This window comes from Sphingobium sp. AS12 (genome assembly GCF_019097845.1).
Lineage (GTDB): Bacteria > Pseudomonadota > Alphaproteobacteria > Sphingomonadales > Sphingomonadaceae > Sphingobium.
On sequence record NZ_JAHRGM010000056.1, the window covers coordinates 189029 to 202165 of the forward strand.

At 60.0% G+C, this 13137-nt stretch carries 6 protein-coding genes (1 of these 6 running past the window's edge); all 6 read left to right on the forward strand.

Annotation, left to right across the window (positions count from 1 at the left end; all coding sequences use genetic code 11):
* A protein-coding gene (locus KRZ98_RS24280) for a tandem-95 repeat protein (protein ID WP_254798696.1) crosses the window boundary here: on the forward strand, window positions 1-4961 show its end. It extends 26311 nt beyond the left edge of the window; 4961 of the gene's 31272 nt are visible here — the last part of the coding sequence; the start codon falls outside the window, past its left edge; its stop codon occupies window positions 4959-4961.
* A 671-nt stretch (window positions 4962-5632) separates the two neighbouring features.
* A complete protein-coding gene (locus KRZ98_RS19120) occupies window positions 5633-7318 on the forward strand; it encodes a TolC family outer membrane protein (RefSeq protein ID WP_066768642.1) in 1686 nt (561 codons plus the stop codon).
* A complete protein-coding gene (locus KRZ98_RS19125) occupies window positions 7315-9504 on the forward strand; it encodes a type I secretion system permease/ATPase (protein ID WP_066768639.1) in 2190 nt (729 codons plus the stop codon). The genes KRZ98_RS19120 and KRZ98_RS19125 overlap by 4 nt, the downstream gene beginning before the upstream one ends.
* Window positions 9501-10895, forward strand: coding sequence for an HlyD family type I secretion periplasmic adaptor subunit (locus tag KRZ98_RS19130; protein ID WP_066768629.1), 1395 nt, complete (start codon window positions 9501-9503; stop codon window positions 10893-10895). Before KRZ98_RS19125 ends, KRZ98_RS19130 begins: the two co-directional genes overlap by 4 nt.
* Window positions 10896-11124: 229 nt before the next feature.
* On the forward strand, window positions 11125-12255 hold the full coding sequence (locus tag KRZ98_RS19135; protein ID WP_217674954.1) for an SEL1-like repeat protein: 1131 nt from the start codon (window positions 11125-11127) through the stop codon (window positions 12253-12255).
* Window positions 12248-12835, forward strand: a complete 588-nt coding sequence (locus KRZ98_RS19140; protein WP_156448133.1) for a hypothetical protein — start codon at window positions 12248-12250, stop codon at window positions 12833-12835. The genes KRZ98_RS19135 and KRZ98_RS19140 overlap by 8 nt, the downstream gene beginning before the upstream one ends.
* The last annotated feature ends 302 nt before the right edge of the window (window positions 12836-13137 follow it).

Sequence of the window (13137 nt, forward strand, 5' to 3'; positions counted from 1 at the left end):
TGGTGCTGACGCCTATCGCCGATCATGAGTACGCAGAGGACCAGGCCATCGACCTGCTCCTGCCTACCGGTAGCTTCGCCGATGTGGACGGCGATGCGCTTGCTCTCTCCGCCACGCTGGCCGGCGGCGACGCCCTGCCCTCCTGGCTCGCCTTCGATGCGGCAACCCGCCGCTTCACCGGCCAGCCTCCGGCTAATTTCCATGGCACGCTGGAGATCCGCGTTACCGCAAGCGATGGCACAATGAGCGTTGCAGACAGCTTCATGCTCGCGATAAGCCCGGTCAACGATGCGCCGGTCCTGATCGCTGCGCTGCCCGATGTGAGCCTCTCAGGCGCCAATGCGATCGATGTGGCCCTGCCCCTTGGCAGCTTCACCGATGTCGATGGCGATATGCTGTCTCTCACCGCGCGCCTCGCTGGCGGAAATCCCCTGCCCTCCTGGCTCGCCTTCGACGGCGCACGCTTCACTGGTACGCCGCCCGCAGGCTACACCGCGATCGACATCGAGGTCATCGCAAGTGACGGCAGCTTGTCCGTCTCTGATATCTTCCGCCTGACGCTCGATGCCTCCAGCGGGGAGAATGACGCCCCGGTGCTGCTGCAGCCACTTAGCGATGTCGCCACCATCCGCGGCGCGACGCTCGATGTAACGATACCTGCGGGCGCCTTCAGCGATCCCGATGGCGATGCACTTACCTATACGGCAAGCATGACCGATGGCTCGACACTGCCTTCCTGGCTGAGCTTGACAGATGGCCATCTGACCGGGACCGTGGGTGCGGGTGCGCTTGGCGACTACAGCATCCGCATCACCGCCAGCGACGGAAGTCTTTCGGCAAGCGACACGATCACACTAGTCGTCGGCATGCTGCCGACCGGTCCCGAGTACACGCCCTCGCAATGGAGCCAGTTTACCGAGGGCAACGACCGCATTGTCGGTCGCGGCGCGCAGAATGCTGGCATATGGGCGCTGGGCGGCGACGACTACATGACTGCCGACGCCTGGGCCGTTTCGCTGCACGGCGAGGACGGGAACGATATCCTTGAGTTCATGTACTATAGTGGCTCTGGCGAAGGCGGCGCAGGCGCGGATACCTTCATCTTCGACGGCTTCTCGCTCCTCGCCGGCGGTGAAGCGGAGACATGGGCGACCATCGCCGACTTCACAGATGGTGTAGATCGCATAGGCATCGTCAATGGCACGGGAGGCGTCGACGGTTTTGCCGAGCTCGCGGCGCACATGATCCAGAACGGCGCGAACGTCGACATTGTCCTCGCGGGCCTGCCCGCGATCGTCATTGAGGACATCACGCTTGCCGACCTTGATGCCTCGGACTTCATGTTCGGTAGCTGGGCAACATCGGGCGGCTTCGGACCGACTCCGACAACAGGGGCGGTTCCCTGGCCCACGACGACGGCCACGCGCATGCTGAGCGATTGGCAGAATATCGGCAGCGCGAGCGAACGGATCCTTGGCAACGGTGCGAGCGGCGCCTCTGTCGATGCCCTGGACGGCGACGACTATGTCACGGCCGACAACTGGTCAGTCAGCGTCTATGGCGGCCGCGGTAACGATGTTATCGAGTTGTTTGGTACCCAGAACTACGCCATGGGCGGCGCGGGCTACGACTATTTCGTGTTCGACTCGACCATGTTGGAGGCAGAGGCCTGGGAGGAGCTTTGGGCGACGATCGGCGACTTCCACGATGGCGCCGACAAGATCGTTTTCCTCAACGGCTCGGACGGTCTCACCAGCTTCGCGGACCTCGCTCCGTTCCTTTCGCAGGACGGGGACGACGTGAAGATCGCAATCAATGGCCGTCCGGCGATCGTCGTCGAGGATGTTGCACTCTCGAACTTTGGTGCTGACGACTTCCTGTTCGTCAATCAGCCCACCGCGCTGAACGCAGGCCTCAATGGCCAGGCGCTCCGGATCGGCACGACGGTCGGACTTCAGACGATTTCGGCAAACGGTTATTCGAACGTGACCGTCACGGGGACCAATCGTGCCAACACGCTCGATTTCACCAATGTCACGCTGACTGGGATCGTCGCGATAAACGGCCTTGACGGCGACGATGTCATCATGGGCTCCGCTGCCGCGGATACGATCCAGGGCGGCGCGGGCAATGACACGCTGAACGGTGGCTCCGGCAACGACACGCTGGTGGGCGGTATCGGCGACGATGCGCTCAGCGGCGGGCTCGGCGACGACCTGTTCAAGGCAACAGGGACCGGTGACGGGTATGACGGCGTGGACGGCGGCACTGGCAATGACACGATCGCTGCGCAGGCCAACAACACCGCCATCGGCCTTACGTCCCTGTCCGGCGTCGAAACAATCACCGCCGGCATTTACACCGGCGTCTATATCCGCGGCTCGGCAAATAACGATCTACTCGACTTTGGCGCGTCCACGCTCGTCAATATCACGCGGATCGATGGCGGAACGGGCGATGACACCATCTTTGGTTCCGCCGGAAACGACACCATCCTGGGGTCTGCCGGAAACGACAACTTGTCGGGCGGTATCGGAAACGACGTGTTCCAATTCACTGGAACCGCTGCCGGAAACGACACTATCGACGGCGGCGCAGGCACGGACAGCATCGTGGCTCTCGCCAACAATGCAATCATCCGTCTCGCCGCCTTCTCGAACATCGAGACGATCTCGGGTGGAACCTATAGCGGCGTCACGATTGCCGGCAGCGACAATGCCGACAGCTTCGATTTTACGAGCGTGACGTTGAGCGCCATCACGAAGATCTCCGGTAACGCGGGTGACGATCTGATCGTCGGCAATAGCGCGGCGAACGTAATCTCCGGCGGAGACGGTCAGGACACGCTCTATGGCGGAGACGGCAACGATACCATCACGGGCGACGCTGGCGACGATGTCCTGGTCGGGGGTGCCGGCAATGACAGCCTCAATGGCGGCGCGGGCATCGATTGGGTCGATTATTCGGCCTACACCACCAACCTCAGCATCAGCCTGGCCGTCACGACCGCGCAGGGCGTCGCAAGCGGCGAATCTGACACTATCACGAATGTCGAAAATGTGCGCGGCGGCGCGGGCAACGACACGCTGACCGGCTCGAGCGCAGCCAATATACTGGAAGGCGGGGCAGGAACCGACACACTGAACGGCGGCGGTGGAAACGATACCCTGCTGGGCGGTTCCGGGAATGACGGCCTCAATGGCGGTGACGGCACCGATATGCTCGATGGCGCAGATGGCGATGACATCCTCAACGGGGACGCCGGGAACGACACGATCCTTGGCGGGGCGGGCAACGACCAGCTCAATGGCGGCACCGGCGCGGACAATCTGAACGGAGGCGAAGGAGACGATACGCTCACTGGTGGCGACGCAAACGATATTCTCGCAGGCGGGGCAGGAACGGATCAAATCTATGCCGGAATTGGCGACGACATCATCGATGGCGGTGATGGCAACGATACGATCACCGGTGACGCAGGCGCCGATCAGATTGCTGGCGGCGCGGGCAATGACAGCATCTACGGCGGCGATGGCAATGACGTGATCTATGGCGATGGCGGCAACGACACCGTCACCGGCGACGCCGGCGACGACTTCATTGCCCCGGGAACCGGCAATGACATGGTCTATGCCGGAGGCGGGACAGATACCCTGTCCTACGCCACCGCAACGGCGGCCTGGGTCGTCAACCTTGGCGCCAATTCCGCGACTTCGGGCGCGGAGACCGATGGCGTGTATGATTTCGAGAATGTGGAGACGGGGTCAGGTAATGACGTCATCATCGGCAATGCGGCGGCCAATGCGATGAATGGCGGCGGCGGCAACGACCGGCTGACGGGCGGCGCAGGCAACGATGTGATCAACGGTGGCGCCGGATCGGACATTGGCGTGTTCGCCGGGATATCTACAACCTATTCGATCTCAACTGTGGGCGGCAACATACAGATCGTCGACAACGCCGCCTCCCAGGACGGCAATGACGGCACCGACACCTTGACCGGCGTCGAGATCGCCGAATTCAAGAACGGCGTGCAGATTGGCTTGGCTGCTCCCATCCTCCTCGATCTCGATGGTGGCGGGGTGACGACGGTATCCGCGTTGGCTAGCAGTGCTGCCTATGACATGGATGCCGACGGGATTGCCGACGACACCAGCTGGATGGGCGCCGGCGAGGGCATGTTGTTCCTCGACCGCGACGGCGACGGTACGCTCAGCAATGCCGGCGAGTTCAGCTTCGTGAACGACCTGCCCGGTGCGGCCAGCGACCTTGCAGGACTGCGCGCTTTCGACAGCAACGCCGATGGCATCCTATCGGGCACCGACGCTCGCTTCGCACAGTTCCGCATCTGGCAGGACCGGAACGGCGACGGAACGGTCGATGACGGCGAGATCACAACGCTCGACGGATCAGGTGTTCAGTCAATCAATCTCGCCGGCACCGCCGTTGAGGGCAAATTTGACCTCGGCGAGACCGTGATCGTCAATAAGGGCAGCTATACCCGCGCCGACGGTTCGGCGGCCGAGTTCGTCGATGCCGCCCTCACCTATTTCTCCAGCACCTCTCCTGCCGTGGTGAACGAGTTGCCAGACGGTGGCATACCGAACAAAGCCGATGCAGGGATTATCGACCCGTTTGCGGCGGCCGACCAACTCGCGACAGCCCTTGAAGATGGCTTTAGCAATTTTGCCGATCTCGCAACCAACTCCCCAGGCCGCGACCGTCTGATCCGGATATCCGAGTCACCCCCTGCCATCGTGAAGCTCTTCGCGGGCGAGGGAAGCGAGACTCTCGACAAAGTGGCGGATCAACAGCCCTTTGCGCCTTCAGACCCGACCCGGATCAACCAGACCGTTGCTTCCATGATCCAGAGCATGGTGACATTCGGAGCCCAACCGGCAGGCGACGGTCTTACGGGCTGGAAGCAGGAGGCGACAAAACCTGTCGACTTCTTCGCATAATGGGCGTGGAAACGCACAGACCGCAGCATATGGGAGCCGAAGTCCGAGAGGAGTTCGGCTCCTGTCGCGGATGCGGAAAATGCAAATCTCAGGCGCTTGATCAACGCTGGGGATATCAACGGTGGGGCAACGAGAACGAGCGCAGAAGATGGCCGAGCAGACCGCGCCGCTTGTCCATGTTGCGATCGAGACGATGGCCTGACGGAACAGGCCAGCTGATTGAAGAAAACCTACTGACAGTCTGAGCCGCCGACTACGTTGTCCGCGCCTAATTGCGTGACGCTTTATGACCCAATAAATCTTGATTAGTGCATTTGCAGTGCTCATTAAAGAAGCACGACCAATGATATTCTGTCATACCGAACAGAAAGATACTTTCATCGCCAAATGATGAGATAACACTTCAACGCGCCAAAACTTACATTCAAATTGATTGTTTTTTACTCGTAACAGAAGCAATTGACTTGGCCCCTTGACGGGATAATAGGTGATCCGGGGAATGAGGCGCAGCGTTTTTCCGCGCCGTTCGGGGGCTGGCAATTTCGATGTACAAGACTCTTGCTGTTGGCGTTATCGGCCGTCGGTCCGCGATCGCGACCTGCACGCAAAATTGTGCGGCTATGCCCCATCTTTTCGCTTTTGACCGCGTTTGATCCGATCGGGATCGAGCCATGGCGCGTTTTTGCTACCGGTATATCGGCGGCCTTGCCGTGACGGCGTCAGCCTTGTTGCTGACAGGCAACGCCACTGCCCAGGGTCCTTCGCAACGCCTGAACAAAGCGCATGATGCCTATCCAACCCCGCGCATTGCCTTTGACGAAGAGCCAGTGCCGCCGCCCGCCGACGATAGTCTCTCGGCCGCTATAGCGGACAGTTTTACATCCAATCCAGGGCTAGGTGCGCGCCGCTACGATTTGCGGGCAACCGACGACGAGGTCGGCATAGCGATGTCCCAGACGCGTCCGTCGGCACAGGTGCAACTGTCAGGTGGCTATGAACTGACATTGCCCGGTGCAATCACTCAGGCAAACCGCCCCCTCTCGGACCGTCTCAACGACCCGAATATCGAGCGCAACGATCTCGCATCCCAATTTGTCATAGACCAGCCGATTTACACGGGAGGCCGTGCAGCAAGTGCCTTGCGTGCGGCCCTTGCCGGCAGCGTAGCGGGAAGGGAAACCTTGCGCGGAGCCGAGGGTGATTTGCTCGTCGATCTGATCGCAGCTTATACCGATGTGCGCCGCGACGGCCGTTCGCTTGTAATCCGGCAGCGCAATCTACGAACTTTGGAAGCTACCCTCGACGAAATCGCCGCGCGGCGCGATGCCGGTGAACTCACCAGAACCGACATTGCGCAGGCTGAGACGCAAGTACAGGCGGCACGTGTGCAGCTCAATGCCGCCGAAACCCAGCTGGAATCCAGTCGCGCGGCGTTCACGGCCATCGTCGGCCGCGAGCCGGGCAATCTCGCGCAGGAGCCGGGGCTACCGGATTTGCCCCGTACGGCCGACGAAGCCTTCGCGATGGCCGAAGCGAGCAACCCGGATCTTGCCGCTGCCATTGCAACCGCCCATGCATCTCAGGCGCGGATCGCGGCTGCGCAAGCGGAAGGCCGTCCCGAACTATCGATCAGAGGCACGGCCGGCACGACCGGTCCGGCCGCGCATTTCGACCGCGCAGATCAGGACGTCACATTTACCGGACGCGCCACCCTGACGATCCCTCTGTTCGCGGGTGGTCGTATCCGCTCGGCCGTTGCCCAGGCTCGCAATCGCCAGACCGCCGATACGCTTCGTATCGAAGCAACCCGGCGGCAACTGGTCCAGGCGATCGTCAATGCCTGGAATCAGTGGGTGACGGCTGATCGAAATGCCTTGGCGCAGGATTTGCAGGTGCAGGCGGCCCGCATTTATTATGAGGGCACGCTCGAGGAGTATCGCGAAGGGCTGCGGTCCACTTTCGACGTACTCTACGCGCAGAATTCGCTCAATGAGACGCAGATTGCCCTGCTAGGCAGCAAGCGGGACCGCTATGTCGCGCAAGCCATCCTGTTGCGCCATCTGGGCCAACTTGAGACGAAGCGGCTGCTTGCCAACCCGCCCGTTTATGCCCCGGACGATTATCTCGAAAAAGTCGAACGGCGTAGCGCCGTCCCCTGGGGCGGCGTCATTCGCACGATTGACAGGCTCGGTGCTCCGAGCGGCAGGCCTCGCGCCCCTGAGATGCCCGAATCGCAGGCAAGCGCCCTTCCTGCGGCAGCTTCGCCCGCCCAGGCCCCCCTGGACCTCATGCGCGGCGGACCGACTGCCTCAGAAACCCGCTCTCCTTCAACCGCCACCCCGAGAACCAAGCCATGATCCCCGACCAGGCGACTGAACCTTCAGCCGAGACGGCGGGGCAAGACGACTCGGGCCTCATTGCCTATGCGACGCTCCTTGCGCTTCACCGCATCGCGGTGGACCCGGCACAGCTGCGTCATAGCCTTGGCCATGACCGCGGCGTAGACGCCGACGATCTCAAGCGCATTGCCAAGCGCCAGGACGACGTTCGGGCTAAATCCGTTCGCTCTTCCTATGACAAGCTGCGGCAAACACCCCTTCCCGCACTCGCCAACGGCCCGTCAGGATGGTTCATCATTGCCCGGATCAGCGACGATGAAGCCCTGATCCAGCCGCCATGCCACAGCTCGGAAGGCGTCCAGCCCCAGATCATGAAGGTCGACAGGGCGGCGCTCGAGGCCATGTGGTCGGGCGAACTTCTGCTGGTAACAACCCGTGAAGGCATTGGCGGCGTCACGCGCGCATTCGACGTTTCCTGGTTCATCCCCCAGATCGTCAAATATCGCCGCCTGATCGGTGAGGTGCTGCTGGTGACGCTCGGCATCAATCTTCTGGGCCTTGCTTCGCCGCTGTTCTTCCAGAATGTCATCGACAAGGTGCTTGTCCACAATACGCTCGACACGCTCACGATCCTGGTAATCGGCTTTGGCGTCGTCTCGGTGTGGGAAACTCTTTTCGGGTGGCTGCGCACCCGGCTCTATTCGGAAACCAGCCAGAAAATCGACGTCGAGCTGGGCGCCAAGCTCTTCCGTCACTTGCTTGGCCTTAACCTGGCGTATTTTGAAGCACGCCGGGTTGGTGACATCGCCATGCGGGTACGACAGCTCGAAACGATCCGCGAGTTCCTTACAAACTCATCGCTGACGGTGCTGATCGATCCCCTCTTCACGATCGTCTTCCTTGTGGTGATGTGGTTCTATTCCACGCAGCTCTTCCTGATCTCGATCCTGGCGATCCCTGCCTATGTCGCAGTCGCTGTTTTCGTCACGGGTCCCCTGCGCGCGCGCATCGAGGAAAAGTTCGAGCGCGCGGCAGCCAACAACGCGCTCCTGATCGAGAGCATCGGCGGAATCCAGACGGTCAAGGCCGGCGCTGTCGAACCGCAATGGCAGGATCGTTGGGAACGGCAGCTCGCCGGCTACAGCTTCGCCAGCCAGAAGGTCATCAATCTTGGCAATACCGGCAGCCAGCTGATCCAGCTCATCTCCAAGATCAATATGGTTCTGATCCTCTATTTTGGCGCCAGGGCGGTGATCGACAAGGACCTGACCGTAGGCGGCCTCGTCGCTTTCAACATGTTTGCGCAGCGCGTATCGGGCCCGGTGATCCGCATGGCGCAGCTGTGGCAGGATTTTCAACAGGTACGGATCGCGATCGAGCGCCTGGGCGACGTGCTCAACCAGCCGGTGGAACCTGGTACCGGTAGCCGCGTCGCCCTCCCCTCGCTCAAGGGCGAGGTTAAGTTCGAGGGCGTCAAGTTCCGCTATGGCCTCGATGGTCCCTGGACACTCGAAGACATCGACCTCACGGTAGCGGCGGGCACCTCGCTAGGCATCGTCGGCTCCTCGGGCTCGGGCAAGTCGACGCTGACCAAGCTGCTTCAACGCATGTATGTGCCCGCTGCCGGGCGCGTCCTCATCGACGGCGTCGATATTGCCCAGATCGACCCGGCATGGTTGCGGCGGCAGATCGGCGTCGTCCTTCAGGAAAATCTGCTGTTCAACCGTTCGATCCGCGAGAATATCGCGCTCGCAAACCCAGCCCTGCCGCTCGAAAAAGTGATGGCGGCGGCTGAACTGGCTGGCGCCCACGAGTTCATCGTGCGGCTGCCGCAAGGCTACGACACGCCGGTCGAAGAGCGTGGCACCAACCTGTCCGGCGGCCAACGTCAGCGCCTGGCCATCGCCCGGGCGCTGGTGACTGGGCCGCGCATTCTCATTCTCGACGAGGCGACCAGCGCGCTCGATGCCGAAAGCGAGGAGATCATCCAGAAAAACCTCAAGGCGATCTCCGCCGGCCGTACGGTGATCATCATCGCGCACCGCCTCTCTGCCGTACGGCAATGCGATAATCTTATCTCACTGGAAGCTGGCCATATCGTGGAACGCGGCAATCACGAAGAACTGTTGCGGAATAACGGGCGCTATGCAGATTTGCATCGCCGCCAGAGCGGTGCCGGTTTCGCACGAGGTGCCGACGTATGAGCGCGTGGCGTCACCATTGGGATGTGCTCAAGGAAGCACTTAGGGCGGATCGGGAATGGCGCCGGACCTTCGTCCCCTCCCGTGAGGCCGATTTTCTTCCTGCCGCGCTCGAGGTTGCCGAACGTCCTGTGTCTCCCACGGCGCGGATGGCCGCCTGGATTCTGACGATCGGTCTGCTTCTTACGATCCTGTGGACCGTGTTCGGAAGGATCGACGTCGTCGCTTCTGCGCCGGGCAGCGTGATTCCGACCGGCAACATCAAATTGGTCCAGTCACCTGGAGCAGGCGTTGTTCGGGCGATCTATGTACGCAACGGCGATTTTGTGCGGCGGGGCCAGGCCTTGCTAGATCTTGACCCAACGCTGGCCGGTGCCGACCTCGCCTCCGCGCAGAAGGCACTGGCGAGCACCGAACTCGACATCGCCCGCAACCGGGCAATTGCCGACGCTTTATCCGGCAAGGGTTTGCATTTCACGGCTCCCAGCGGAACGCGGCCGGAAATCGCGGACACCCAACGACGCCTGATCGCCGCGCAACTTGCTCAAATCGAGGCAAGCACCGCCAGCCTGGGCGACGCGCGTTCCTCCGCTCTTGCTGACGTGACTGCGGCACGAGCATCCGCAGCCCGCCTTGCCGACACGGTGCCAATACTCGATCGCCAGATCGCCCGCATGAACCGGTTGGACGCGAGAGGATATGCACCTGGACAGCGCTTGCTGGAACTGGAACGCCAACGGCGATCTGAAGCGGGGGATCGTGAGATCGCCCTCGCCCAGGTCGACCGAGGCCTGGCCGAGGCGCGAAAGCTCGACCAGCAGCGGCGCGAAGCCCGTGAGCAAGCCAGGCATACGGCACTCACCGACCTTGCAAAGGCAGAGGCCGACGCAATCCTGCGTCGTGAGGAAGTAACGAAGGCCACCCAGATGAACCGTTTCCAGCGGCTCGTTTCATCGGTTGATGGAACGGTACAAAGCCTCGAGGTCCACACTGTGGGCGGCGTTGTAGAAGCCGCCAAGCCGTTGATGACGGTGGTGCCCGCCCGCGGTGGGCTGGAGGTCGAAGTTCGCATCCTCAACAAGGACGTCGGCTTCGTGCGGGTCGGGCAGGAAGCGGCGGTGAAGCTCGAGGCATTTCCATTCACGCGTTACGGCACGATCCCTGGCCGTGTTCGCTCGATCAGCCGCGATGCAGTGCAGGATAAGGACCTCGGCCTGGTCTATATCGCCACCATCGCGTTGGCGCGGAGCTACATAGACACGGACGGTCGGCGGACCGGGCTGGCCCCGGGTCTTGCCGCAACTGTGGATGTGAAAACTGGGACCCGGCGTATCATCAGCTATCTGCTCAGCCCGCTGCAGACGAGCATAGCACAGGCCGGCCACGAGAAATGATGCAAGGAACCGCAGAGATCTACGGCAGAACAGGCGATTGCGAAAGGTCCCGGCTGTGTCGCGCTCAGTAGCATTTTCTCGGCTCATACCATCCGCAACGTTAAGGTCGGCGGCGACATTCGAGATTACAACCGAAACATCGAGCAATATTTCATATCAGTTTAGCCAGGTCTGGGAAAAGCCTACCTCAAGCAAGGCGAGAGCGATAAAGTCCATTCTTCAAATTCCTATGAATTCGCAACACTTCTCACCGTTCGTGAATCTAAAACAGACGTTATTCTATCAATCACGACGCAAGGTATGCGCACTCTGGAAATCATTCGCTATACAGACGCTAGTGCTTTCCATAACCGCGTGCAGCGGAACCAGCTACATGGGCATACCCTTACAACCTGATAGCGAATTATCCGCTCTCGCACGCGAAGCGAAAGCGGGTGAAAAGAATGCCCAGTATCAGCTTGGAATGAGGTTCGAGAATGGCGACCAAATTCCATCGAATCAGGAAAAAGCGCGGAAACTGTATTTCTTGGCGGCTACCCCCACCGGCGGGTCTCAAATCACCTACGTACCTACAAACAATGGCGTGAAGCCTCAGCTTATTAATCGTGGCCCACTCGTGGCGGGGATCGCAGCAGCGAGAGAAAAGCTAATCCAACGTAACGAATGGTCAGGGGATCGGACTCAAGACATATCACAGCTTGGTTCGAGCTCGGCGAGAGACTTTACTGTGCCCGACGCAGTGGACGCGCACAATCGCCCTCCTCGGAAAGTAGCCGTCGATATAATTCTAGACGATTTGGTCCGCATTGAACTTTTCTCTGATCGCTGCCTCAGTCGGCAAAAGGGTAATGAACCTAAAGACTATGACGCTTATGCTCTTGATGGATGGAATTGCCTTCTAGAATCAACGCTACCATCGGGTTGTGGTGAGTATCTCAACCGCCTTCCCGACATCGCACGGTCTGTGCGTTATTTTGATAAGTTTGCGCTATTGAGACGAAGACTTAATGCGGTGATTAATAACTGCCAGTCAGCAGGTGCTGATCATTCCTCGAAGTGGCCCGCCAAAATTCATCCGACATTCCTTGACATTGAGCTCGATGATCTTGGACAGGCAAGCAGAACGCAAAAATCGCTCGTCGCACAGTTTCGCTCGGCCCAATTTGTCCACTCGGACGGGCCAATCTTGCCAGGTTACGCATTCGAAACAGCCATGTGTCGCATGTTGACGAATGGCCAAGAAATTCGCGACTCAGTTTTTTGGCTGCTCGCCTGTCAAAATGATGAGTTTGTTGAACGACAAAGGGCCGCAACCGCAGTAATTGATGAGTTTATCGAAAAAGGGGGTAATAATGACTGATCCGACCAGAGCGATTGAAGCGCCTCGGCCCTCGGGCGTATCGTCGTATATATCGATCGGCACCCCCATTAGCAGCACGCCCCCTGCTCCTCCAACCAATGGACAGCCACTTGTAAAGGGAAATTTTAAATACGACTTCGATAGGGATGGCTGGGTTCTACGTGAGGACCTAGTAGCAAGGGCCGACTTGCCTGTGCTGATCATGGTTGGGGCGGACGACTATTACTTCAACTGCATCGACGGTCTCGTGAGCACCGTGATCGACGGCACAGCCGACCCATTTACGAAGGCCTTTTTCGCAACCGTTGGAACAGCCGAAACGCCAAAAGACGGATGGGGGCGGCGTCCTGAGCAGTACCGCGATGGGGCCGTTGTTGTCCTTGACTTCCAATATTACCAGATATCCGAAGGCGCCGCCACGATCCAGGACAGGACCGGCCAACGCCCGATATCGGGGATTGAAGGTATTGATAATGCAATTGCATCCGATAACTTCTGGTGGGGGACTACAAAGATGCTGATAGCAATACAGTTCATCAAAAATTCAATTAACGGCACCGGTAAGAGTGCGATCAATTAGTTGAGATACTGTGCAGGATAAAGATTTAGGGCTGGTCTATGTTGCTACCATCACTCTGGAGAAGAACGTTATTAACGCGAACAACTCTCAGTACGCGCCAACCCCTGGTCTGGCAGCAACGGTGGATGTCAAAACCGGTACTCGAAGAATCATATCGTACCTTTTCAGTCCGCTTCAAAGGAGCATCCAACAGGCAGGGCGAGAGCAGTGAGGCTAAGGTTAAGCTTGAGCGAGGTCGTATGGCATCACAAAACGCGGGCGTGAGACGCCGGCTCGTCGCCGGGATCGCCGCAGCCACAGCC

Coding starts and splice junctions, on each gene's coding strand:
- KRZ98_RS19120 (WP_066768642.1), top strand. CDS start 5,633: ATGGCGCGTTTTTGCTACCGGTATATCGGCGGCCTTGCCGTGACGGCG.
- KRZ98_RS19125 (WP_066768639.1), top strand. CDS start 7,315: ATGATCCCCGACCAGGCGACTGAACCTTCAGCCGAGACGGCGGGGCAA.
- KRZ98_RS19130 (WP_066768629.1), top strand. CDS start 9,501: ATGAGCGCGTGGCGTCACCATTGGGATGTGCTCAAGGAAGCACTTAGG.
- KRZ98_RS19135 (WP_217674954.1), top strand. CDS start 11,125: ATGAATTCGCAACACTTCTCACCGTTCGTGAATCTAAAACAGACGTTA.
- KRZ98_RS19140 (WP_156448133.1), top strand. CDS start 12,248: ATGACTGATCCGACCAGAGCGATTGAAGCGCCTCGGCCCTCGGGCGTA.